Origin of the sequence: Streptomyces sp. NPDC000410, from assembly GCF_040300305.1 — a bacterium.
Classification (GTDB): domain Bacteria; phylum Actinomycetota; class Actinomycetes; order Streptomycetales; family Streptomycetaceae; genus Streptomyces.
This window is the reverse complement of sequence record NZ_JBEPDM010000002.1, coordinates 13,931-36,376: the sequence shown is the minus strand read 5'-3', so window position 1 is coordinate 36,376 and position 22,446 is coordinate 13,931. Positions and strand designations below refer to the sequence as shown.

Here is a 22,446-nt window from a genome sequence, read left to right as displayed (position 1 = left end):
CGCCCACCGCCGGACGGAGTCCGGCACCCCGCCGGAGGCGGCCAATGATTACAGCCCCGGACGGCTGGGAGGCGAACCACGCGGTCCTCTCCCACCTGGCCGAGCACCGCGTGACGTGGAGCCCCTGAATCAAGTCCCTCCGGCGATCGAGGAGCGGGGGTCAGAGGGCGGAGCCGCCGCGGCGGAGACGGTCGTGTCGGCGAAGGAGTGGTGCTCGTGGGCCACGACCCAGCCGCCCCGCTCCTTGCGGAGTCCGATCGTGAGGCGCAGGCGGGTCTCGGGGTGGTCCGCGAGCTCCTTCGCCGTCCCGCAGCGCAGCAGGGCGTGGGCGTAGGCGACCGTGTCCGAGGCGGTCACGTCCAGGGACACGATCTCGAAGGAGGCACCCTGTGCCTGCCACTCGAAGAACGGCGGCCATGTCTCGCGGTAGGCGTCGACGCCGCGCACGCCGTCGTGGGGCGGCGGCACGTCGAACATCACGATGTCGTCGGCGTGATGTGCGAGGACGCTCTCCATGTCGGCGCGGTGCACCGCCTCGGCCCACCGCTCGATCAGTGTGCGGATCTCTCGTACCTGGTCATCGGACATCGTTCCGTCCTTTCGCCGTGTGGCGTTCACCCATACAGACCCGTGCGGCCGCCCGAACTCATCGACCCGCCCGGGGCGAGGCGCACTTGCCCCGGGCGGGAGAATGGGGGTGGTCAGGTTGTGCGAGGAGGAGAAGCTGATGGCGGAGCCCGAGCGGAGTGAGCGGCGGATGCGGCCTGCGCCGCTGATCTTCGAGCCTTCGGAGGCCGCCTCCGACCCGGAGCACTTCTTCGACCTGGAGGCGATGGAGGACCCGCGCGAGCTGCTCGCCCGGGCCACGGAGCTGGCGCTGGCGTTCCAGGCCGCGACGGACCGGGCCCTGGAGTACCAGGCGATCGCGGCCGCGCAGCTCGCCGACCCCCGCCGCTTCGACCGGCTGACCGCCGACGACATCGCGCGGCGCGCGGAGTGGAGCGAGGACTACGCGAAGAAGATGATCGAGTTCGGGCAGGATCTGCTGCGCGCGGCGGAGCCGGGCCCCCAGTAGACGGGCCTTCCGGTCGACCGGCCCTCTCGGCCGGGCCGTCGGCCGTGTGCCCGACCGGCCTCCCCACCGGACCGGCCTTTCCGGTCGACCGGCCCTCGCGGCCCACCTGGCATATGCCGGGGCGCAAGATACTCCCTCCCGCCCCGCCGTGTCCCGATTTCCGGCAACCCACGGCAACGATATGTCGACTCTCGGTACATGTAGTCGCCATGAGTACTTGGCTGCGAGACGAGACCCCCCTGTACCCCGCCGACGCCATCGGTGAGGCAGCGCACGATCACACCGCTCGGGTGACCCCACAGGGCGCGGGCTGGCTCGCCTCCGCCAGCCCCTATCCGCAGTCCACGCTGGCGCTGTGGAGGGCGAAGCCGACCGCGCCGGCCGTCGCGCCCTGCGGGACCGCGTTCGACGTGGTCAACGTGCCGGGGATCTTCGGTCGCCGGATGCTCGACCGGCTCTGGTCGGAGGGTCCGGGCTCCGGCCCCGTGGCCTTCCACCGCGGCCGGATGCTGCTCTTCGCCGCCCCGGGCACGGCCCAGCGCTTACCGTCCCTGCTGGACTGGGAGGAGTGGGGCGCGTCCGTGCCGCCACTGCTCTGCCACGGCATCGGGGACGCCATCACCATCCCGCCGCTCACCACGCCGGACCCCGTCGGGCCGGACGCGGGCCAGCCCGCCACCGGTCCGCGCTGGGTGGTCGCCCCCGACTCCCGGCACCCCTGGCTGCCGGGGCCCGAGGCGCTGCTCTGGGCCCGCGTACGGGCGGCCCGCGCGGTGGACGCCGCGTCGGTCCGTATATCGATTTTTCCCTCCCCCGATCAGGATGCTAAGGTCTACGACGTCAGCAGGCGCCGCTAGCTCAGTTGGTTAGAGCAGCTGACTCTTAATCAGCGGGTCCGGGGTTCGAGTCCCTGGCGGCGCACAGACGGAAGAAGCCCCTCGCGGAAGCGAGGGGCTTCTTCGTTCTCATGAAGCTCATGAAGCTCATGAGTCCACCAGCGGGGTCACGGGCCCGACAAACCTGACGAGGGTCAGGAGATCGGCGTGATCCTGACCGTCCACGCGCCCGTGCGCGTACGGTCCGTCACCTCCACGCGCACCTTCTCCCCTGGCACCGTGAGCGTCTCGCCCACCCCCAGCGGCGCGTCCGCGAGCGGCGGGTAGACCGACATGTTCCAGCACGCCCCCGTGTCCGGATGGGCGTCGATCACCTCGACCGGCCCGCCCCCGGACGCCGCCTCGTTGCGTACGCGGTAGATCAGCACGCCCTCGGTGCAGGTGTCGCGGTCGTTGCCGGTGGCGCCGCGCGCCTCGATCGCGAGCGCGCTGTTCTCGCCGGTGCGGACGACCGCGAGCCGGGTCCCGCCGGAGCCGCCCGGTGGCGCCGAGAGCGGCTCCAGGGTGAGCATGCCCCGTGTCGGCCCCGCGCCGGTGACGCACCGCACCTGCTCCTGTTCCAGCCAGCCCAGCTTCCACTTGTGCCAGCCGAAGGGTTCCGGCGCCAGCCCGAACTGGCTGCCCATCAGGTCCCAGTCCCCGACGTGGGTGTCCCAGTCGCCCTTGCCGTCCTCCGGGCGGTGGTACAGATCGGGCAGGTCGAAGACGTGTCCGGTCTCGTGCGCGAGCACGTTGCGGTCCGGCGGATGCCGTTCGAAGACCGTGACGACGCGCCGGAGGTCCGTACCGTCCACGGGGAGGGGGCGGTCGAAGTTGACCACCTTCGTCGCGTCGGAGTCGACGCCCGGGGCGTCCGGGTCGGCGACCAGATAGACGATGTCGTAACGCGAGAAGTCGACGACCGGGTCGGCCGCGGTGATCGCGTCCCGCAGGTACGCGGCGCGCCGGCCGGCGTCCCAGTCGCGCTTCATCTGATACGCCGTCGAGGTCTGGGGCATCTCGATCCACTGTCGCAGCGGATGCGCCCGCAGCGTGAACTTCCCGTACGACGCCTGGTGGAAGAAGTCGCTGGTCGCCGGGAAGTGGTCGGCGGCCAGCTCCGCCGGGGTGGTCATCGGCGGCGCGTCCGGGAACGAGAGGAAGACCATGACCGCGTCGAGGGTGCGGTCGGGGCGGGGGTACACGCCGTTCCACGTGTTGAGGCCGAGGGAGTGGTGGGCCGCCGTGCGGGGCAGCACGCAGGGCCCGGCGGAGGTGTCGGCGACGGCGGGGCCGGCCACGAGCGAGGTGGCGGCGAGTGCCACGAGCGAGGTGAGGGCGGCGGTCGTGGAGCGCAGGCTGGGGCGTTCCACTCCCTCGGGTGTTCCGTCGTGCGCCTGCTGACCCTCCACGTCGACCTCCGGCTGAGGAATGCGTGACACCTCACCCAGCTTGTGGGGGTTTGCGATGGGCCGCACTTTTCAGGTGGGCCGCCTGGGTGAGGTGGGGCGACACCCCGATGTCTCACAGAAAGTCACAACCGATCACGACGGTGTCGGCCAGGGCCACACCCGTGCAGAAACGATCGGTCTGGACCTTCCCGTGCTCTTGATCACCGGCGAGAAGCTGGAACGGCCACCCGGCCAGCCTCTATGATCGGCACACTTTCCCGGCTTTCCGGCCCCGACCAGACCTGAACGTCACGACTGCCCTGCGGGAGCGAGCGGTGAGCGGAAACACCGAAGGACCGGGTCCCGCGGCAGTCGTCACGCCCGGGACCGCCCGACCGATGATCACGGAGCGTCACCCGACTGCCGCGACGTCGCACGTCGCGGGGGTCGCGCGGGCCACCTCCGCCGCCTGCGCGGCAGGGCGCGCCGCCGGATGGGGCGGAAGTCCGGCCGGCGGCCCCGCGGGCAGATCCGCGTCCGCCACGGGCGCGGCACCGGCCCTGCCCGGCGTCGCGGAACTCAACGACTACCGTGCCGCGTTCAACACCGCGCAGATCGCCATGGCCGTCGTCGACCACGAGGGGGCCGTCGTCGCGGCGAACGACGCGCTCGCGACGCTGCTGGGGACCGAGCCCGAGGCGCTCCACCAGCAGTCCGCCGCCGACCTCGTCGACCTCGCGTCCGACGGCCGCACATGGCACGCGTACCGCGAGGTGCTGAGCGGACGGCGCTCCCGGTTCCGGTGCACGCGCAGGCTCAAACATCCCGACGGGCGCTCGCTCTGGGCCGAGGTCACCGTCGCGCCCGCACCGGACAGCCGTCGCGTGCTGCTCTCCATCGCGGACATCAGCGACCGGCGCGAACTGCAGGCCCGGCTGCGCCATCTCCAGATGCACGACCCGGTGAGCCGCCTGCCCAACCGCACACTGTTCTTCGAACGGCTCAGCTCCGTACTGGAGACCTCGTCGTACGAGCACGGCGGCACCGGCCGGATCGGCCTCTGCTACCTCGACCTCGACGGTTTCAAGGCCGTCAACGACACGCTCGGCCACCGCGTCGGCGACCGGCTGCTGGCCGCCGTCGCCGGGCGGCTCACCGCGTGCGCCGACAGCGACGGGTTCACCCGGGGCGGCAGCCACCTCGTGGCCCGGCTCGGCGGCGACGAGTTCGCGATCCTCGTCGAGGACTCGACCGGTACGGAACAACTCGCCGACCTGGCCCGCTCGGTGCTCGCGGCGCTCCAACGCCCGTTCGACCTGGCCGGTCAGCGGCTGTCGGTCTCGGCGTCCATCGGAGTCGTGGAGCGGGCCACCGACGGTACGACGGCGACCGGCCTGATGCAGGACGCGGACACGACGCTGTACTGGGCGAAGGCGGACGGCAAGGCCCGCTGGACCTTCTTCGACCCCGAGCGCAACGCCCACCGGATGACCCGTCAGGCGCTCTCCTCCATGCTGCGTCCGGCCCTCGACCGCGGGGAGTTCGCGCTGGAGTACCAGCCGCTCGTGGGGATGGCGGACGGGGCGGTTCGGGGCGTGGAGGCCCTGGTCCGCTGGAACCATCCGCAGTTCGGCACACTGGCGCCGAATCGGTTCATCGGAATTGCTGAAGAGGACGGCTCGATCGTCCAGCTGGGCCGCTGGGTGCTGCGCACCGCCTGCCACCAGGCCCGCCAGTGGCAGACCGACCACCCCGGCGCCGCGCCCCTGTTCGTCAGCGTCAACGTCGCCGTCCGCCAGGTCTGGGACTCCGACCTGGTCACCGATGTCGCCGGCATCCTCGCCGAGACCGGTCTCGCGCCCCACCTCCTCCAGCTCGAACTCACCGAGTCGGCGGTCATGGGCTCGGCCGGCCGGCCGCTCCAGGCCCTTCAGGCGCTCAGCGACATGGGCGTCCGGATCGCGATCGACGACTTCGGGACCGGTTACTCGAACCTCGCGTATCTGTCGCGGCTGCCCGTCTCCGTACTCAAGCTGGATGGTTCCTTCGTACGGGGGTTCCAGGACGAGGCCCACCCCAACCCCGCCGACGAGATCATCGTCGAGGCCCTGGTCCAACTGGCCCACCGGCTGGGCCTCACGGTCACCGCGGAGTGCGTCGAGACGGGCGGCCAGGCCGCCCGCCTGCGGCGGATCGGCTGTGACACGGGGCAGGGGTGGCTCTACTCACGGGCGGTCGCGCCGGAACGCATCGACGGGATGATCGGCGTCAGCCCGCTCGCGGTCTGAACGTGCGCCCGCACGTCAACGGGCCGCACGCGCGCGGGCCGTACGGACGAGCCCCGTACGCACGCGGCCGGTTACACGGCCCGCGCGTGCGCGGTCTCACAGCACCGGCAGCCCGTACGCGTCCGCGATCAGCTCGTAACTGCGCAGCCGCGTCCGTCCGCCGTGCCCGTTGGCCGTGATCATCAGCTCGTCCGCGCCCGTGCGCTTCTGAAGGTCGTCCAGGCCCGTGCGCACCTCGTCCGGCGTGCCGTGGATGACGTTGGCGAGCCAGCTGTCCACGAACTCCCGCTCCATCGACGTGAACGCGTACGCCTCCGCCTCCTCCGGCGTCGGGATCAGACCGGGCCGCCCGGAGCGCAGCCGCAGCATCGACAGCGCGCCGGTCATGACCTGGCGGCGGGCCTCGCGGGCGTCGTCGCCGGCCAGCGCCGATACGCCGATGAGGGCGTAGGGGGCGTCCAGGAGCTGCGACGGGCGGAAGGAGTCGCGGTAGAGGTCGAGCGCCGGGATCGTGTTCCGCGCCGAGAAGTGGTGGGCGAAGGCGAAGGGCAGCCCGAGCATGCCCGCCAGCCGGGCGCTGAAGCCGGAGGAGCCGAGCAGCCAGACCGGCGGGCGGGCCGCGGATCCCTGCACCGGGCCGGGGACGGCGTGGATACGGGCGTACGGGTGGCCGTCGGGGAAGTCGTCGTCCAGGAAGCGGGTGAGTTCGGCGAGCTGCTGCGGGAAATCGTCGGCGCCCTCGTTCAGCCGGTCGGTACGGCGCAGCGCGGCGGCGGTCGCGCCGTCCGTGCCGGGTGCGCGGCCGAGACCCAGGTCGATGCGGCCCGGTGCGAGGGCCTCCAGGGTGCCGAACTGCTCGGCGATCACCAAAGGCGCGTGGTTGGGGAGCATCACACCGCCGGACCCGAGCCGGATGCGCTCGGTGTGGGCGGCGAGATGGGCGAGGATCACCGCGGGGGACGAGGAGGCGACGCCGGGCATGGAGTGGTGCTCGGCGACCCAGTGGCGGTGGTAGCCGCGGCGCTCGGCGAGCTTGGCGATGTCGACGCTGGTGCGCAGGGCCTCGGTCGCGGTGTGGCCGCTGCCGACCGTGACCAGGTCCAGTACCGACAGGGGTACGGGGGCGGTTCCGGTCGCCGTGCCTCGGATGTGGTCCACTGCGGGGGCCTCCTGCGTGCGCTTCGTTCGTACGGCCACACACAACAGGAGGCAGTCTCCGCTTTATTCCCGACCGTCTCGCTCAGCCCGCTCGTCCTCCTCGGGCTTCCACTCGGACCGGTCCCAGTCGGGGCGCGCGAACAGCGTGCCCAGCTCGTCCGCCCACGCCCTGCGGCCGGCCAGCCGCAGCCCCTCCCACACCGTCACCTGATTCGCCGTGAGCACCGGCTTGCCCATCTCGGCCTCCAGCTCGCCCAGATACGCCGCCGTGTGCAGTGCGGTGTCCGGCAGCAGGACCGCGTCCGCCCGCGGGTCGTCCCCCGCCCGTGCGAGCTCCAGCACCTCCCCGCGCCCCCAGGTGCCGACCTCGGCCGCCGTCACGATCCCGCTCGCGCGCGCGGCGGTCACCTCCACCCCGCCCGCCCGCAGGAAGCCGGCGAACGACTCCGTCACGTCCTCGGGGTACGTCGCCGCGACCGCGACCCGCGCCGCGCCCAGCGCCCGTACCGCGTGCACGAAGGCGAACGACGTACTCGACGCCGGCAGCCCCGCCGTCCGCGCGAGCTCCCGGATCTGCTGCTGCGCGCCCTCCCAGCCCCGGATGAAACTCCCGCTCGTGCAGGCCCACACCAGCGACTCCGCCCCGGCCAGCCGCAGCTCCTCGACCCCGGCCGCCAGCCGCGCGGCCGAGCCCATCTCGATCAGCGCGTCCTCCCTGTGTGCGTCCTCGCCGATGTCGGTGTGGAAGACCGGGAGCCGGATGTCGCTGTCGAGCAGGACGGCGATCCTGGGGTAGTCGTCCTCGGCGGAGTGTCCCGGGTAGAGGAGTCCGACGCTCGTCATGTGAGCCCTTCCTGTTCCCGTTCGGAAGCCTGTTCCGCTGGACGGTCTTCCTCTTGTCGATCGGTGGCGCCCATCAGCAGCGCCTGGTACGGGCCGACGGCGTGCACCCCGATCCGGCGCAGGGCCGCCCACATCGTGACCTGGTTCGCGGAGATCACCGGCATCCGCAGTTCCGCCTCCAGCTGAGGTATCGCGTCGTACGTCGGCAGGTTCGTGCAGCTGATGAAGAGCGCGTCGGCCGCGCCCACCACAGCCTGCCGCGCCATGTCCACGACGGACCGGTACGGCACCTTCCAGATGTGCCGGGTCAGCCCCAGAAAAGCGCAGCCCGTGACCGCTACCCCAGCTTCTCCCACGTACTCCTCCAGTGCCCGGGTCACCGACTCCGTATAGGGGGTGACCAGGGCGATCCGGCGGGCGCCCAGCTCGGCGAGCGCTTCGAGCAGGGCGCCGGACGTGGTGAGCGCCGCGACCTCCCCGGCCAGGGCCATCGCCGCGCACATGGCGCGCTCGCCCACCATGCCGCCGACGAAGCTGCCGCTGGTGCAGGCGTACGCCACGACTTCCGGCTCGGACGCGGACAGCGCCCGGACGGCGTCGCCGAGCGTCTCGTGCTCGCTGACGATCCGGGCCAGGTCGAGGGAGACCTCGACCGGGACGTACGGCGTGCGGGTGAGGCGCAGCGAGACGCTGTCGGGCACCCAGCGCCACAGCTCGCGGTCGAGCGCGAAATCGAACGGGGCGACCACGCCGATCCCGCGCTGCCGGGCGGGTCCGCCCAGCCAGGAAACATCGAGGGACACGCTCATCAAAGGCCCCCTTTAACGTCTTGTTGACGAAGGTAGGTTCGGGTGCGAGCGTGGGTCAATCCGTACATGTCAGACGTTCAGAAACGGTCTCTCCGCAATGTCCGTCACGTTGCCCGTCACGTCGTCCGCCACGTCCTCCCTCCCGGTCCTCCTCGTCCTGGACGCGGAGCCCTCGCCGCGCCTCGGAGCGCTCGCCGGCCGCGCCGACGTCCGGTACGCCGACGAACACACCCTCGCCGCCGAACTGCCCCGGGCCGACGCGCTGCTGGTGTGGGACTTCGCCTCCGACGCGGTACGCCGCGCCTGGCCCGGCCCGGGGCCGCGGCCCCGGTGGGTGCACACGCCGAGCGCGGGCGTGGACCGGCTGCTGTCCCCCGAGTTCGCCGCGTCGGACACCGTGCTGACCAACGCGCGCGGGATCTTCGACGAGCCCATCGCCGAATACGTCGCCGGGCTCGTCCTGGCCATGGCGAAGGACCTGCCCGGCACCCTGGAGCTCCAGCGGCAGCGGCGCTGGCGGCACCGCGAGAGCCTGTTCGTCGCGGGCAGCCGCGCGGTCGTCGTCGGCGCGGGCCCCATCGGCCTCGCGATCGCGCGCACCCTGCGGGCCCTCGGCGTGCGCGTCGACGTCACCGGGCGCACCGCCCGCCCCGGGGTGCACGGGGCCGAGGAGCTCGACGAGCTGCTGGGCCACGCCGACTGGGTGGTGTGCGCGGCGCCGCTGACGGGCGCGACGCGCGGCATGTTCGACGCGCGGCGCTTCGCGCTGATGCGGCCGTCGGCCCGGTTCGTCAATGTGGGGCGGGGCGCGCTCGTGGTGGAGGACGCGCTGGTCACGGCGCTGAAGGGGCGGCGGATCGCGGGCGCGGCGCTCGATGTGTTCGAGCACGAGCCGCTCGACCCCGGCAGCGGGCTGTGGGATGTGCCCGGTCTGATCGTCTCCCCGCACATGAGCGGGGACACCGTCGGCTGGCGGGAGCGGCTCGGCGAGCAGTTCCTGGACCTGTTCGAGCTGTGGATGGCCGGAAAGCCGCTGCCGAACGTGGTCGACAAGAAACGTGGGTACGTCCCCTCCCATGACTCCTGAGCTGACAGATCTGGCCGACCTGACCGCACGTCAACTCATCACCGGGTACGAGCGCGGCGACTTCTCGCCGCTGGAGGCGACCCGGGCCGTCCTCGACCGGGCCGAGGCCGCGCAGGACCGCGTCAACGCGTTCGTCCGCATCGACCGTGACCAGGCCCTCGCGCAGGCCGAGGCGGCCACCGGGCGCCGCCGCCGTGCGGAGCCGCTCGGGCTCCTCGACGGCGTCCCCGTGACCGTCAAGGACCTCCTGCTCCAGGCGGGTGCGCCGACCCTGCGCGGATCGCGGACGGTGCGCCCGGACGCGCACGCCTGGGACGAGGACGCTCCTGCCGTGGCGCGGCTGCGGGAGCAGGGGGCGGTGCTCGTCGGGAAGACGACGACTCCCGAGTTCGGCTGGAAGGGCGTCACGGACTCCCCGCTGACCGGCGTCACCCGCAATCCGTACGACGTCTCGCGGACCGCCGGCGGGTCCAGCGGCGGCAGCGCGGCGGCCGTCGCGTGCGGCGCGGGGCCGCTGTCGGTCGGGACGGACGGGGGCGGATCCGTCCGCATCCCCGCGTCCTTCTGCGGCGTCTTCGGGCTGAAACCGACGTACGGCCGCATCCCGCTCTACCCGTCGAGCCCGTTCGGCACGCTGTCCCACGCCGGGCCGATGACCCGGGACGCCGCCGACGCCGCCCTGCTGCTGGACGTGCTCAGCGGCCCCGACTGGCGGGACTGGTCGCAGCTGGCGCCCGCCCCTGCCGCGAGCGCCGTGCTCGCCGACGGCGTGAAGGGCCTGCGGATCGCGTACTCGCCCTCCTTCGGCGGCCAGGTCGCGGTGCGTCCCGCGGTCGCGGCGGCGGTGCGCGGGGCGGTGACCCGGCTCGCCGAGCTGGGGGCGTACGTCGAGGAGGCCGACCCGGACATCGCGGACCCCGTGGACGCGTTCCACACGCTGTGGTTCACCGGGGCGGCGCGGCTGGTCCAGCGCGTCGGCAAGGAGCGGCGGGACGTGCTCGATCCCGGGCTGCGGGAGATCTGCGCGGAGGGGGCGGCGGTGTCGGCGCTGGACTATCTCGCGGCCGTGGACGCCCGGATGGAGCTGGGCCGCCGGATGGGCCGGTTCCACACGGCGTACGACCTGCTGATCACGCCGACCCTGCCGATCACCGCCTTCGAGGCGGGCGCGGAGGTGCCGCGCGGCTCGGGGCACCGGCGGTGGACGGGGTGGACGCCGTTCACGTACCCCTTCAACCTGACGCAGCAGCCGGCGGCGACGGTGCCGTGCGGGGTGGACGGGGAGGGGCTGCCGATCGGCGTCCAGCTCGTCGCGGCCCGGCACGCGGACGCGCTGGTCCTGCGTGCGGCGCACGCCCTGTACGAGTCGGGAGCGGCGACCGTCCCCGGGCCGGGGGTGGGGTAGGCGGGGGGTCCGCCCCCGTGCCCCGGCGCCCTGCCGGGGTGGCGGGGGCGCCTGCGGCGGGCTTGTTCCCCTACCCGCCCCTTCCCGAATACTGGGGGCAAGCCCTCAGACCCCCGTACGGCCTCCGGCCGTGTCCTCAAACTCCCCCTACTCCCTGGCGGGCGTGGGGGAACCCCCAGACGGGCTCCAAAGGAGCCCCGCCGGCGATTGAGGCGCGGGGGTACGGGGGCGGAGCCCCCGCCCGGGTCTGGGGCGGAGCCCCAGTTCGGGAAGGGGCGGGGTGGGGAACAAGCCCGCCGCAAGCGCCCCGACCCCCAGCCCCCGCCCGCCTACGCCCGCCGGAAGCTGAGCGTCTCCCCCAGTGCCCCCGCCCGCCACAGGTCCTGGCACGCGTCGGCCATACCGGCGAGGCCGTCGACCACCTGGCCCCACACGATCCCCGGCACCCACCCCACGTCCCCGTTGAGCAGCAGGTTGTTGCGTTCGTAGAAGAGGGCGAGGTCCACGGTCACCGGCCGGGAGAGCTCCGGGCTCGGGTAGCCGTACGCCGCCGTGCCCAGTTCCGTACCGCTGAAGGTGAAGTAGCAGAGGTCGCCGGGGATGGGCGTCACCGTCGGGTTCTCCAGCGGTGGTTCCCGGTCGGCGAAGGCCGGGAAGAGGGCGTAGATCTCGTTGCGCGCGTACTTCGCGTGGTACACGTCACCGCCCAGCGGCAGCGCGTCCCACACCGCCGCGCAGGTCAGGGGCGCCCGGTCGTCGAGGAGGCGCGCGGTGCAGCGGACACCGCGCTTTGCGAGCGAAACGTCGATGAAGCGATCGGCCATTGGATACGCATACCCCGACAGGACCCGGGTAGCCGCGCGCCCATGGCTCCACACACCAGACACGCCGCGATACGGCGGCGCACCCTGCTGATCGGTGCCGGAGGCGCGGTCGGCGCGGCCGCCGTGTCCGCCGGCTGCGCCCGGGTGCCCTCGGGCGACTCACTGGCCCGGCTGAGATCCGCGGGCACCGTACGTCTCGGCATCGCGGGCGAGGTGCCGTACGGCTATATCGACGAACAGGGCGAGTTCACGGGCGAGGCCCCCGAGCTCGCCAAGGCCGTCTTCAAGCGGCTCGGTATCGACCGGGTGCAGCCGGTCGCCACCGACTTCGCCTCCCTCATACCCGGGCTCAACTCCCAGCAGTTCGATGTCGTTTCCGCCGGGATGTACATCAACAAGGAGCGCTGCGCGCAGGTCCTGTTCTCGGACCCCGAGTACCAGATGCTGGACTCCTTCATCGTGCGCAAAGGCAATCCGCTGAAGCTGCGCGGCTACGAGGACGTCGTACGGTCCAAGGCACGGTTCGCGACCGGAACCGGTTACGCGGAGATCGGCTACGCCGTCGCGGCCGGCTACCCGGAGAAGGACATCGTCATCCTCCAGGACCAGGTGGCCGGGCTGAACGCCGTCGAGTCCGGGCGCGTCGACGTCTTCGCGGGCACCGCGCTCACCGTCCGCGCGGTGGTCCGCAGGAGCAGCAGGGCGGAGGCGACGGACGCGTTCGCCGCGGTCGTGGACGGGAAACAGAAGGTCGACGGCGGCGGCTTCGCCTTCCGCCCCGGCGACACCGAGCTGCGGGACGCCTTCAACACCGAGATCCACAAGATGAAGAAGAGCGGCGAACTCTTCCGCATTCTGCGCCGGTTCGGCTTCACCGAGAGCGAGATGACGACTCTCACGGCGAAGGAGCTGTGCCGATGACCGCCGGGCTGTGGCAGAACTGGGTGCTCCCGGGGATCTGGATCACGATCCAGCTCACCGTCTACAGCGCGGCGCTGGCCGCCGCCGTCGCGTTCGGTGTCGGTATGGCCAGAACTCATCGCTCACGCCTCGTGCGCTTCCTCGCGGGCTTCTACACCGAGGTGTTCCGCGGGATGTCGGCGCTGATCCTGATGTTCTGGCTGTTCTTCGTGCTGCCACCGTTGCTGGGGTGGCAACTGGTGCCGATGTGGGCGGCGGTGCTCGCGCTCGGCCTGTCGTACGGGGCGTACGGTGCCGAGATCGTGCGCGGCGCCCTGAACGCGGTGGCGCCCGCGCAGCGCGAGGCGGGCGTCGCGCTCAGCTTCACGCCCTGGCAGCGGATGCGGCTGATCCTGCTGCCGCAGGCCGTACCCGAGATGATCCCGTCCTTCTGCAATCTCCTCGTGGAGCTGCTCAAGGGCACGGCTCTGGTGTCGCTCCTCGGCGTCGGCGACGTGTCGTTCGCGGCCTACCTGGTGCGGCTGGCCACCCAGGAAAGCGCACAGATCTACACGGTCACACTGGTGATCTACTTCGTGATCGCGTTCGTCATCACCCGCTCCATGAAGGCGCTGGAACGCAGGACCAAGGCCAACCTGGGGGTGGTGACGAAGTGACCTGGGACTGGTCCGCGGCCTGGGACTTCATGCCGCGCTTCTGGGAGGGTCTGCTGGTCACCCTGCAGATCCTGGTGCTCGGTTCGCTGATCTCGTTCACTCTCGGGCTGGTCTGGGCCCTGGGGCTGCGCTCCGGGACGCGCTGGGTGCGCTGGCCCGTCGGCCTGGTGACCGAGTTCATCCGGAACACCCCGCTGCTGGTGCAGCTGTTCTTCCTGTTCTTCGTGCTGCCCGAGTGGGGCGTGCAGTTCTCCGCGCTCACCACCGGCACGATCGCCATCGGGCTGCACTACTCGACGTACACCGCGCAGGTCTACCGGGCCGGCATCGACGCCGTACCGGCCGGGCAGTGGGAGGCGGCGACGGCGCTCAGCCTGCCGGTCCACCGGACCTGGATCGCGGTGATCCTGCCGCAGGCGGTCCGCCGGATCGCGCCCGCGCTCGGCAACTACGTCATCGCGATGCTCAAGGACACTCCGCTGCTCGCCGGGATCAGCGTGCTGGAGATGCTCCAGCAGTCGCGGCTGGAGAGCGCGGCGACCTTCCAGTACACGGAGCCGCTCACCGTCGTCGGCATCGCCTTCGTCCTCATCGCCTACCCGGCATCTCTTCTCGTACGAGCCCTGGAGCGCCGCCTTGTCCACTGAATCCCGCGACGAACTCATCCGCTTCACGAACGTCACCAAGCGCTTCGGTGAGAACACCGTCCTCGACGACCTCTGCTTCTCCGTCAGGCCCGGGAAGCACGTCACGCTCATCGGCCCGTCCGGCTCCGGGAAGACGACCATCCTGCGACTGCTGATGACGCTGGAGCGGCCCGACTCCGGCACGATCGACGTGAACGGCGGCCGGCTGTTCCCGGCCGGCGAGCGGGAGCGGCGCGAGGTCCGCAAGAGGATCAGCATGGTCTTCCAGCAGTTCAACCTCTTCCCCAATATGAGCGTGCTGCGGAACCTCACCGAGGCGCCGGTGCGGGTGCTGGGCCTGTCCGAGGAGGAGGCCGTGCAGCGCGCCCGTGAGCTGCTGGACCTGGTCGGGCTCGGCGATCGCTGCGACGCACGGCCCGGCCAGTTGTCGGGCGGTCAGCAGCAGCGGGTGGCGATCGCGCGGGCGCTGGCGATGCGGCCGCAGGTGCTGCTGCTGGACGAGGTGACGTCGGCACTCGACCCGGAGCTGGTGGCCGGGGTGCTGGATCTGCTCAGGGACATCGCCCGAACCACCGACATCACGATGCTCTGTGTGACCCATGAGATGAACTTCGCCCGGGACATCTCGGACGAGGTGCTGATGTTCGACTCCGGGAAGGTCATCGAGTCCGGCGCGCCGGAAAAAATCTTCTCCGCGCCGGAGCACGAACGCACGCGCGAGTTCCTCGGCGCGGTGCTCTGACGTGCCCTGACCTCGCCCTCAGCGCACGTAGTGTGACCATGGCATATGCCAATGTGATGCGCCCCAGGCCATGGCGCCGGGGCGCCCCACAAATCTCGCCAACAGCCGCCCCTTAAGCGGTTCTTGGCGGCTATCGTGGTACGGAAGCTTGCGGTCACAACCTGGTAGGGGGAAACCGTGGCGCTGAAGCCCGAGCCGACCGCGCCGTTCCACTCGGTGCAATACGCCCTGCGCGTACTGGAGACGGTCTCCAGGCACGGCGGCGGAGTGACCGATGTCCAGATCGCGCGCGAAACCGGCCTGCCCACCGGGCACCTGGCGTCCATGCTGCTGATGCTGCGCCGCGAGGGCTATGTGGAACAGGTCGCGGACGGCGCGTACGTGATCGGCGACTCGCTCGTCCTGCTGGGTTCCGGCACGACCCGGCGGGAGGCCCTGGAGCGCAAGCTCCAGGAGACGCTCACCGAGCTGCGCGACTCCGTCGGCGCCGCCGTCTACATCAGCCGGTACATCGACGGCGAGGTGAAGATCACCCAGTTCGCCGACAGCCCGCGCACCCCGGCGGTCAACGAGTGGGTCGACTTCCGCTCGGCGGCGCACGCCAGCGCGGTGGGTAAGTGCCTGCTCACCCAGCTCGACCAGAACGGCCGCCGGGACCATCTCTCACGGCACCGGATCGCCCGGCTCACCTCCCGGACGATCACCAACGAGAAGATCCTTTTCTCGAAGCTCGACGCCCAGCCGCCGACGGTCCCGGTGCTGGACCTCCAGGAGTACGCGGTGGGCACGGTCTGCGCCGCGGTTCCGCTAACGGCCGGCTCGGCCGTGGGCTGCCTGGCACTCTCGCTCCCGATCGAGCACGCGCACCGGCTGCGCTCGGCGGCCGACACGCTGAACCGCAAGGCGGCTCCGGTGGTGCTGTCGCTGGCGCTGTAGGGCGACGGGCGGCGCGGCGGGCGCGGCGAGTGAGCCGAAGGTGCGCGCGGGCGCCGAAAGGGAGTGGGGGCACCTCCCAGCGGTAGCTGGGGGAGCGCGGAGGGTTCCGAGAGACGAGGAATCCGAGCACGATCGACCGTCGGGGCACTCCCCCTAGGACTTCGCCCTGGGGGGACCCCCAAGCGCCCCGGAGGCGAGCCGAGCCCCTGAAAGAGGGGCGCTGGTCCGGAGCACCCCCGTGGACCAGGTAGTATTACTTCTGTCGTCAGCCGCCGAGAGCGGCGATAACGGCAGCCCGCGCCGCTAGCTCAGTTGGTTAGAGCAGCTGACTCTTAATCAGCGGGTCCGGGGTTCGAGTCCCTGGCGGCGCACAACCTCACAAGAGGCCCCTCGTGGATACGAGGGGCCTCTTGTGGTTCCCGGCCGGATTCCGGCCGATCAGCCTTCCGGCCGGTCAGTCGCAGCAGCCGTCGCGGCGCATCTGCTCGGCTACCGCCCGCCACCGCGCCGACGCGGTCCGCGTCGCGTCGCGAAGGCCGCCGCGGCGGGTGTACGGCTTCTCCAGGGCCTTCCGGTCGTGGATCCGGCCACCCACCATGACCTGGGTCACCTCGGCCAGATCGGCGATATCGGTGAGCGGGTCGCCCGCGACGATCGTCAGATCGGCCAGCTTGCCCTCCTCGACCGTCCCCAGGTCCCGCTCGGCGCCGAAGACCCGGGCCGGCACCGCCGTCGCCGTGATCAGCGCCTCGCCCGGGGTGAAGCCGTACCGTACGAGCGCGCGCAGCCCCAGGTGCAGCTGGATGCCGACCGGGCGGATCGGGGTGTCCGTCCCGAGCGCGACCAGCCCGCCGGACGCGAGCACCCGGCGGCAGGTCTCGACCTCGCGGCGCAGCGCGAGCAGCTCGATCTCGGTGGCCGGGTTCGCGGCGCGGTCCCGGACGGTCTGGGCGTCCCAGGGCGGCATCATCGCGGTGACCCGGGTGTCGTCCACCAGGTCCGGGGTCTCGGAGAGCAGGCTGATCGCGATGAACGGGGTCTCCAGGAGATGGAAGCCCCCGGTGGCGTAGTTCGCCACGGTGTCCTGGTGGGTGTGGGCCTCGGCGGTCGTGGCGTGCCCGTACTCCGCCCGTTCGGTGGCGATCAGATGCGAGGTCAGGTCCTGGCCGGTCTGGATGCCCTGCGCGCACAGATGCGATCCGGAGCGCACTCCGAGCCGCTCATGGCCGAAGGCGGCCGCCTCCTCCATGATCCAGGCCGGGGCGCGGACGTACGTCTTCACGACGTCCCAGTCGAGCGCGGCCCCGCGCGCGAGCGAGCGGCGCAGGCCCTCGGGGGTGCGGTGGGCGCGGGCCATGCTGTAGGAGACCCGGGAGCCGTCGAGGAGCTCGCTGCTGGTGAGCAGCCGGGGCCCGGCGAGCCGGCCCGCGATGATGTCCTCGCGCAGCCGGGTCTGCTCGTAGGAGAAACCGGCGAGTGCCACGGTGGTGGTGACGCCGTAGGCGATTCGAGGGCGGTCTGTCGGGCGCCGTAGGTGTACTGCCAGGGGTGGGTGTGGGTGTCCCAGAGGCCGGGCAGGACGGTGTGCCCGGTGGCGTCCACCGCGCGGGTGGCCCGGCGTCCCGCGCGGTGCGGTGCGACGGCGGCGACGCGCCCGTCCCGGACCAGGATGTCCATGTCCTCGCGGGGCGCGCTCCCGGTGCCGTCCCAGAGGCGGCGCGCGCGGATGACGGTGTCGACGGGCGTGGGGCGGCGGTGGTCGAGGCGTACGGGAACGGTCCTGGCGTGGCCGTCGAGGGTGCGCAGCCGCAGCCGGCCGCCGGAGAGATGGAGCAGAGTGCGCGAGTCGGCGGCCCAGCTCGGGTGGTCGGCGTCCTCGTCGGTGAGGCGGCGCGGCTCGCCGTCCGGCGTGCCGTCGGGGCGTACGGGAAGCAGCCACAGCGCCGACTCGCTCACGCAGGCCATCCACCGCCCGTCCGGTGACCAGGCGGGCCCGGAGGCGTAGCGGTCGGAGAGCGACACGTGCGGGGCGAGGGCGTGCAGGCGGGATGTCCCGGTGGTGGTGTCGACGACCCGGATCAGGTTGTAGCCCTCGCGGAAGCGGAGGTTCAGCCGGTTGCGGTCGCAGTAGGCGAGGTAGCGGCCGTCCGGGGACCAGCTGGGTGGGCCCGGGAGTCCGCCGCCGCCGAGCGGCGCGGCGAGGGTCCTGTCCGTGCCGGTGGCGAGGTCGCGTACGAGGAGGTTGCCCGCGAGGTCGAGGCAGGCGAGGCGGGTGCCGTCCGGGGAGAGCGCGGGGTGGGCGCGGCCGCCGGCGGCCAGCAGGGTGTCGGCGCCGCTGTCCAGGTCGTGGCGGCGCACCGCGTTGAGCCCGCCGTCGCGGTCGTCGACGTACAGCAGCGCCTTGCCGTCCGGCGTCCAGACGGGGCTCTGGAGGTACGTGTCCGGCGTGGCCGACCGCACCTTGCGGGGCCGTCCGGCTCCCGAGGTGGGCACGGTCCACAGGGAGTTGAGGGACACGAACGCGACGGTGCGGCCGTCCGGGGAGAGGGCGGGCAGGTGGATGCCACGAACGGGGCGGGGGGCGGCCGGCTCGAAGTCGTACGTCTTGACGCGGTAGCGGGGCCGGTGGAGCGGGAGTTCGGCGCTGAAGCCGACCGTCTCGGGGGCGGTTTCGGGGCGGTGCGGGCGGATGACGCGGAACTGCCCGCCCGCGGTGAGCAGCAGCCGTTCGTCGTCCAGCCAGCGCGGCGGCACGGGCGCGATGTCGTCGCCGTCCACCGCGACCGGCTTGCCGTCCACGACCAGGAGGACCTGTTCGTAGCGGATCGTGGAGGGGACGTTGCGCAGCCAGGCGCGGCGCCCGGACGGGGAGAGCGCGGGGCTGAGCAGATTGCCCGGCTCGGTCTCCGTGTGCAGGGTGGTGACGGGGCCGCCGGCGGGACCGGCCGGTACGGAGGCGAGGGTGCGGGCGCGCAGCGCGGTGCCGTCGTGTCCGGCGCGTACGAAGACGACCTCGGCGCCGTCCGGGGACCAGACCGGGTCGAAGTCCTCCCAGGGGCCGGTCTGGAGGGGGCCTTCCTGGCCGGTAAGCCCGGTGAGCGGGGCAAGCTCGCCGGTGCGGATGTCGACCGTCCAGATCCGGTACGGGCTGCCCTTGACCGGATCACCACCGCGCTCGGAGGAGAACACGATCCGGGTGCCGTCGGGGGACCAGGCGGGGGCGCGGTCGTCGAACGGGCCGTCGGTGAGCTGCCGCAGCCCCGAACCGTCCACGTCCATCACCCAGATATGGAACTGGCCGCCCTTGAAGCAGGCCATCGCGACGCGCCGGCCGTCCGGCGAGCAGACCGGACGGCAGGGTTCCAGATCGGGCCGGGTGAGGGCGGTGGCGGGCGAGCCGTCGCGGGGGACGCGCCACACGATGTTCTGCACCTCGGCGACGAGCGGCGCGGTGGGGCCGGAACCGGTGGGCGCGGCGGCGCCGTTGGTGGCGGCGGTGAAGCGGAGCCGGGTGTCCGGGGCGGCGCGTGCCGCTCGCGCCGACCCGGGCACCACGGCCGCGGACACGGTGGCCGCCGTGGCGGCCGTGGCGGCCGTGGCGGCGGCGGACTGCAGGAACTGTCTGCGTGGCATCTGTCTGCGTGGCATCGACGACACGGCAATACCCCTCGCCTCGTGGGTCATGGTCGCCCCCACTGGTAGCGGGCAGGGGCCGCCGGCGTCATCAGGGCATGCCCGCCGCGGAGGGAATCCGGCCATCCGGGCCCGATGGCGTGAAGGAAGTGAGTACGCGTACTCATGAACGCGGTGAGCATGACTCAGCATGATGCGTACATGCGATCGATCTCCCTCCCGTAGGTTGATCCTGACCTGATCGCAGCAAGGACCACGGGACAACCGGATCGTGGAAGACCACGGGGACATGTGATGAGCGACGAAACGCTGCCCGAGCCGGACAAGCTACCGCTGACGCCGGACGAGCTGAAGAAGCGCAACCTGGGCTTCGCGAGCCCGTACTACCAGGCGCCGCCCGCCGACAGTTACGCCGACCCGACGGCGCCGAAGCTCCTTCAGCCGGAGAACCCGCTGCAGCCGAGCTCCCCGTTTCTTCAGCCCCCGGCCCCCCGTGGCCCGCAAGGGCAGGAGCCGGGCAAGCGGCTGCGGATCGAGCCCGGCATCCTGAACAAGGCGGCGGGCAAGGCCGACGAGATCTACACCGCGTTCAGCAAGCCGGCGGCCTCGATCGAGGCCCCGACCCTGGCGGCGATCTCGGCCCTGTCGGACTGGCAGACCTCCGCGGCTCTGCGTGAGGCCCACAAGCACTGGGAGAAGCAGGCCGGCACCGTGGCCGGATGGCTCGCTCACATCGCCGAGAGCCTCAGGGCCGGCGCCCGTGACTACACGAAGACCGATGCCGCGATCGAAGAGGCGTTCCGCGGGGTGCGGGTGCGGTCCAAGATCGAGGGGCTGTGATGGTTTCCTTCTACCAGGAGCTCTTGAAGACGGACCTCGGACCGCTGCAGAAGCTCGCCGACCAGTGGCGTGCCTCGCACAAGAGCATGACCGGCCTCGACAAGCGCGTGCACGACGAGATGCTGGTACCGCTGCGCGACAAGGGGTACTGGGAGGGCGTCGCCGCCCCGTTCGCCTGGCGGATGATCGACGACATCGAGCGCCAGATCACCGCCGCCGTCAAGGTGGCGGAGGCCGTGATCGGCGTACTGGACGACGCGCTGGGAGAGCTGAAGGTCGTTCAGCGGGACCTCAAGGACGCCGTGCGGCGGGCCGGGGAGAAGGGCCTGCACATCTATCCCGACGGCACGGTCTCGAACAACGTCATCGGCGGCCAGTGCAAGGTGATCGAGAAGGGCTCGGCGGAAGCGAAGGCCATCGAGGACGCCTCGCGGGAGATAGTCGAGCTCGTCAGGCGGGGAATCGTCGCCGACCAGAACATGGCCTTCGCGATGATGTCCGACGTGGGCCTCGGCACGTGGTTCAACACGGCACCCCAGCACAAGAACATCGACACGACCAACAAGATCGGCGAGGACGAGTACAACGCGATCAACCGCGTCCTGGACGGCAAGGCACCCTATCCGGGCGTCAAGAACGAGGGCCCGTACGACCTCGGCCTCGACTGGGTCACCGGGAGCGGGCCGCGGCACCGGGAGTACGGGGCCGGCGACGAGATGACCGAGGCGATCAGGTCCAGCGTGAGCATGAAGCAGCTGCGCGAGGACACGCTCGCGGAGTGGCGCAAGGACGGGATGGCCGAAGGCAGCGTCAGCTACTCGATCTCCGCGGACGGCAAGCTCGGCGCGCTGAAGAAACTGATATTCACCGACATCCCGGCGATCGTCACGGCGGACGAGGACCACTTGGGCGAGGCCTTCGTGGGCTCGTACTCGCTGGGCTACAAGGTCCAGGGCCAGGACCCGGACGGTAGCCTCGTCGTCGAGTACACCCTCGACAACAAGACCAGCAACGAATCGTTCCTCCACTACGTCGGCTACTACGAGTGGCTGGAGAAGTTCAACCGGGAAGAAGGCGCGTTCTCCACCGTGAGCCAGAAGATCACCTGGACCGAACGCATTCCGGCAGACGGGTAGAGCGGCGATGAACCACCGCCCCCACCGACCCCACCGCCCCCTCCATGCACTCGGCGTGCTGACGGCCCTGGCGGTCCTCGCCGGGACGCTCAGCGGCTGCGGCTCCGACGTCTTCGAGCGCTGTGTGCCCGAAAAGTCGGCTGCCGTGAGCTCGGCCGATCTGGACGGCACGTACGAAGGCCGGCGGGACGCCGAAGGTGTCCGGCTGACCCTCACCCCGGCCGCCGGGCAGGCCGGCGGCACCCTGACCGCGGAGAACTGGCCGACCAGCGACTACTACCGGGACGAGCTGGGTGACACCTTCGACGGCTCCGGGACGTGGGCGTTCGACGCCGCGTCGGCGCCGGGCAAGGACCCGCTGCTGCGGCTGAACTTCGACAAGCCGCGGGACATGCTGCCTGGGGACACGGTCGACCTCCTCACGATCGGCGTGGACGCCAAGCGCACCGTCGTCTACAAGAACGACGACCCCGACACCTGCCCGTCCTTCCGGCTGGACCTGAAGAAGTCGTGACGACGGCGGCCCCGGAGGGGGCCGCCGCGGCAGCTGCTCAACTGTTCGCCTACTCGCCCGCTCGACGTCAGAACTGGACGTCCGAGCAGGCGTAGAAGGCGTTGGGGGTGTCGTGCACGGTCCACACCGCCAGGATCAGGTGCCGGCCCGACTTCGACGGCAGCTTGCCGGAGTGGCTGAGCGTGAAGGGCGGCCGCTGGCCGTTGTAGGGGACCGTCAGGAACGGCTGGGGATCGAGGGCCGCGCGGGTGAGCGGCTGGCTCGGGTTCCAGCCGTTCCTGGTGACGTAGTACGTGAAGTCGGTCGTCGCGTGGGCGGCGGTGAACTGCCACCGGAAGGTGTGGTTCGCTCCCGAGGAGAGCTTGGTCGTGGGCCATGAGCCGCCACGCGGGTCGTCGAGCTGTGCGAAGCGGCTGTTGCCGCCGGCGCAGATCCTTCCGTCGGCCGGGCCCGCCGCCGGGAAGCCCTTGGGGCCCTCGACGCTCTGCGGTTCCCAGATGATCTCGCCGCAGTTGGCCACCGTGCCGTTGGCACAGACCTTCTGACGGCTGATCGGGGAGTCGGTGTAACCGTGACTGCCGGCGTTGCCGGTGGCGAGGAGGGTGGTCCCCGCCACGGCGAGGCCGACTATGGCCGCGCCTATGCGTGTACGCATGCTGATGCTCC

The 22,446-nt window shown here is 71.6% G+C and carries 20 protein-coding genes, 2 tRNA genes and 1 pseudogene; 15 read left to right on the top strand and 8 right to left on the bottom strand.

The window, feature by feature from the left end; all coding sequences use genetic code 11:
* Nucleotides 1-129 precede the first annotated feature (129 nt).
* On the bottom strand, nucleotides 130-588 hold the full coding sequence (locus ABT342_RS03640; protein ID WP_351566446.1) for a nuclear transport factor 2 family protein: 459 nt from the start codon (nucleotides 586-588) through the stop codon (nucleotides 130-132).
* Between the two features lie 139 nt (nucleotides 589-727).
* Here ABT342_RS03640 and ABT342_RS03635 point away from each other — a divergent pair, with 139 nt between their 5' ends.
* The 3 genes from ABT342_RS03635 to ABT342_RS03625 all read left to right on the top strand — a co-directional run bounded on the left by ABT342_RS03635 (nucleotide 728) and on the right by ABT342_RS03625 (nucleotide 1,996).
* Nucleotides 728-1,075 (top strand): DUF8844 domain-containing protein, encoded by a 348-nt coding sequence (locus tag ABT342_RS03635; protein WP_351566444.1) that lies wholly within the window; start codon nucleotides 728-730, stop codon nucleotides 1,073-1,075.
* Nucleotides 1,076-1,284: 209 nt separating this feature from the next.
* On the top strand, nucleotides 1,285-1,932 hold the full coding sequence (locus ABT342_RS03630) for a bifunctional DNA primase/polymerase (protein WP_351566441.1): 648 nt from the start codon (nucleotides 1,285-1,287) through the stop codon (nucleotides 1,930-1,932).
* Nucleotides 1,923-1,996: transfer RNA gene (locus ABT342_RS03625), tRNA-Lys, on the top strand. Before ABT342_RS03630 ends, ABT342_RS03625 begins: the two co-directional genes overlap by 10 nt.
* A gap of 109 nt (nucleotides 1,997-2,105) precedes the next feature.
* Here ABT342_RS03625 and ABT342_RS03620 read toward each other — a convergent pair.
* Nucleotides 2,106-3,362, bottom strand: coding sequence for a M6 family metalloprotease domain-containing protein (locus tag ABT342_RS03620; protein WP_351567270.1), 1,257 nt, complete (start codon nucleotides 3,360-3,362; stop codon nucleotides 2,106-2,108).
* 314 nt (nucleotides 3,363-3,676) lie between these two features.
* On the opposite strand from ABT342_RS03620, the gene ABT342_RS03615 reads away from it, so the two are divergent.
* Complete coding sequence (locus tag ABT342_RS03615; protein ID WP_351566438.1) at nucleotides 3,677-5,629, top strand: putative bifunctional diguanylate cyclase/phosphodiesterase; 1,953 nt, start codon at nucleotides 3,677-3,679, stop codon at nucleotides 5,627-5,629.
* 96 nt (nucleotides 5,630-5,725) lie between these two features.
* Here the strand turns inward: ABT342_RS03615 and ABT342_RS03610 are convergent, their stop codons facing one another.
* The 3 genes from ABT342_RS03610 to ABT342_RS03600 all read right to left on the bottom strand — a co-directional run bounded on the left by ABT342_RS03610 (nucleotide 5,726) and on the right by ABT342_RS03600 (nucleotide 8,439).
* Entirely contained in the window at nucleotides 5,726-6,787 is a 1,062-nt protein-coding gene (locus ABT342_RS03610; RefSeq protein WP_351566435.1) for an LLM class flavin-dependent oxidoreductase, read from the bottom strand.
* A 63-nt stretch (nucleotides 6,788-6,850) separates the two neighbouring features.
* Nucleotides 6,851-7,630, bottom strand: a complete 780-nt coding sequence (locus ABT342_RS03605; RefSeq protein WP_351566432.1) for a maleate cis-trans isomerase family protein — start codon at nucleotides 7,628-7,630, stop codon at nucleotides 6,851-6,853.
* Entirely contained in the window at nucleotides 7,627-8,439 is an 813-nt protein-coding gene (locus tag ABT342_RS03600) for a maleate cis-trans isomerase family protein (RefSeq protein ID WP_351566429.1), read from the bottom strand. The genes ABT342_RS03605 and ABT342_RS03600 overlap by 4 nt, the downstream gene beginning before the upstream one ends.
* Before the next feature lie 97 nt (nucleotides 8,440-8,536).
* Here ABT342_RS03600 and ABT342_RS03595 point away from each other — a divergent pair, with 97 nt between their 5' ends.
* Together ABT342_RS03595 and ABT342_RS03590 are read left to right on the top strand one after the other, a co-directional pair.
* Nucleotides 8,537-9,526, top strand: a complete 990-nt coding sequence (locus tag ABT342_RS03595; protein ID WP_351566426.1) for a D-2-hydroxyacid dehydrogenase — start codon at nucleotides 8,537-8,539, stop codon at nucleotides 9,524-9,526.
* Nucleotides 9,516-10,931: an amidase gene (locus tag ABT342_RS03590; RefSeq protein WP_351566423.1), complete on the top strand. Its 1,416-nt coding sequence runs from the start codon at nucleotides 9,516-9,518 to the stop codon at nucleotides 10,929-10,931. Before ABT342_RS03595 ends, ABT342_RS03590 begins: the two co-directional genes overlap by 11 nt.
* Before the next feature lie 329 nt (nucleotides 10,932-11,260).
* On the opposite strand, the gene ABT342_RS03585 is transcribed toward ABT342_RS03590, so the two are convergent.
* A complete protein-coding gene (locus tag ABT342_RS03585; RefSeq protein ID WP_351566420.1) occupies nucleotides 11,261-11,755 on the bottom strand; it encodes a DUF3830 family protein in 495 nt (164 codons plus the stop codon).
* 42 nt (nucleotides 11,756-11,797) lie between these two features.
* On the opposite strand from ABT342_RS03585, the gene ehuB reads away from it, so the two are divergent.
* The 6 genes from ehuB to ABT342_RS03555 all read left to right on the top strand — a co-directional run bounded on the left by ehuB (nucleotide 11,798) and on the right by ABT342_RS03555 (nucleotide 16,028).
* Complete coding sequence (gene ehuB, locus ABT342_RS03580; RefSeq protein ID WP_351566417.1) at nucleotides 11,798-12,676, top strand: ectoine/hydroxyectoine ABC transporter substrate-binding protein EhuB; 879 nt, start codon at nucleotides 11,798-11,800, stop codon at nucleotides 12,674-12,676.
* Nucleotides 12,673-13,332, top strand: coding sequence for an ectoine/hydroxyectoine ABC transporter permease subunit EhuC (ehuC, locus tag ABT342_RS03575; protein ID WP_351566414.1), 660 nt, complete (start codon nucleotides 12,673-12,675; stop codon nucleotides 13,330-13,332). The genes ehuB and ehuC overlap by 4 nt, the downstream gene beginning before the upstream one ends.
* Nucleotides 13,329-13,979: an ectoine/hydroxyectoine ABC transporter permease subunit EhuD gene (gene ehuD, locus ABT342_RS03570; RefSeq protein WP_351566411.1), complete on the top strand. Its 651-nt coding sequence runs from the start codon at nucleotides 13,329-13,331 to the stop codon at nucleotides 13,977-13,979. Before ehuC ends, ehuD begins: the two co-directional genes overlap by 4 nt.
* Nucleotides 13,969-14,721, top strand: a complete 753-nt coding sequence (locus tag ABT342_RS03565) for an amino acid ABC transporter ATP-binding protein (protein ID WP_351566408.1) — start codon at nucleotides 13,969-13,971, stop codon at nucleotides 14,719-14,721. Before ehuD ends, ABT342_RS03565 begins: the two co-directional genes overlap by 11 nt.
* Nucleotides 14,722-14,898: 177 nt before the next feature.
* Entirely contained in the window at nucleotides 14,899-15,657 is a 759-nt protein-coding gene (locus ABT342_RS03560; RefSeq protein WP_351566405.1) for an IclR family transcriptional regulator, read from the top strand.
* 297 nt (nucleotides 15,658-15,954) lie between these two features.
* Nucleotides 15,955-16,028: transfer RNA gene (locus tag ABT342_RS03555), tRNA-Lys, on the top strand.
* 83 nt (nucleotides 16,029-16,111) lie between these two features.
* Here the strand turns inward: ABT342_RS03555 and ABT342_RS03550 are convergent.
* Nucleotides 16,112-19,341: pseudogene (locus ABT342_RS03550) on the bottom strand (amidohydrolase family protein).
* 243 nt (nucleotides 19,342-19,584) lie between these two features.
* On the opposite strand from ABT342_RS03550, the gene ABT342_RS03545 reads away from it, so the two are divergent.
* Genes ABT342_RS03545 through ABT342_RS03535 form a run of 3 tightly spaced genes read left to right on the top strand, consistent with a single transcriptional unit; the run spans nucleotide 19,585 to nucleotide 21,780 of the window.
* Entirely contained in the window at nucleotides 19,585-20,130 is a 546-nt protein-coding gene (locus ABT342_RS03545; protein WP_351566402.1) for a type VII secretion target, read from the top strand.
* Complete coding sequence (locus ABT342_RS03540; protein ID WP_351566399.1) at nucleotides 20,130-21,266, top strand: hypothetical protein; 1,137 nt, start codon at nucleotides 20,130-20,132, stop codon at nucleotides 21,264-21,266. Before ABT342_RS03545 ends, ABT342_RS03540 begins: the two co-directional genes overlap by 1 nt.
* A 55-nt stretch (nucleotides 21,267-21,321) precedes the next feature.
* A complete protein-coding gene (locus ABT342_RS03535; RefSeq protein ID WP_351566396.1) occupies nucleotides 21,322-21,780 on the top strand; it encodes a hypothetical protein in 459 nt (152 codons plus the stop codon).
* Nucleotides 21,781-21,847: 67 nt separating this feature from the next.
* On the opposite strand, the gene ABT342_RS03530 is transcribed toward ABT342_RS03535, so the two are convergent.
* The gene (locus ABT342_RS03530) at nucleotides 21,848-22,435 is read right to left on the bottom strand and encodes a lytic polysaccharide monooxygenase auxiliary activity family 9 protein (RefSeq protein ID WP_351566393.1); all 588 of its coding nucleotides are present in this window, start codon (nucleotides 22,433-22,435) and stop codon (nucleotides 21,848-21,850) included.
* Nucleotides 22,436-22,446 lie beyond the last annotated feature (11 nt).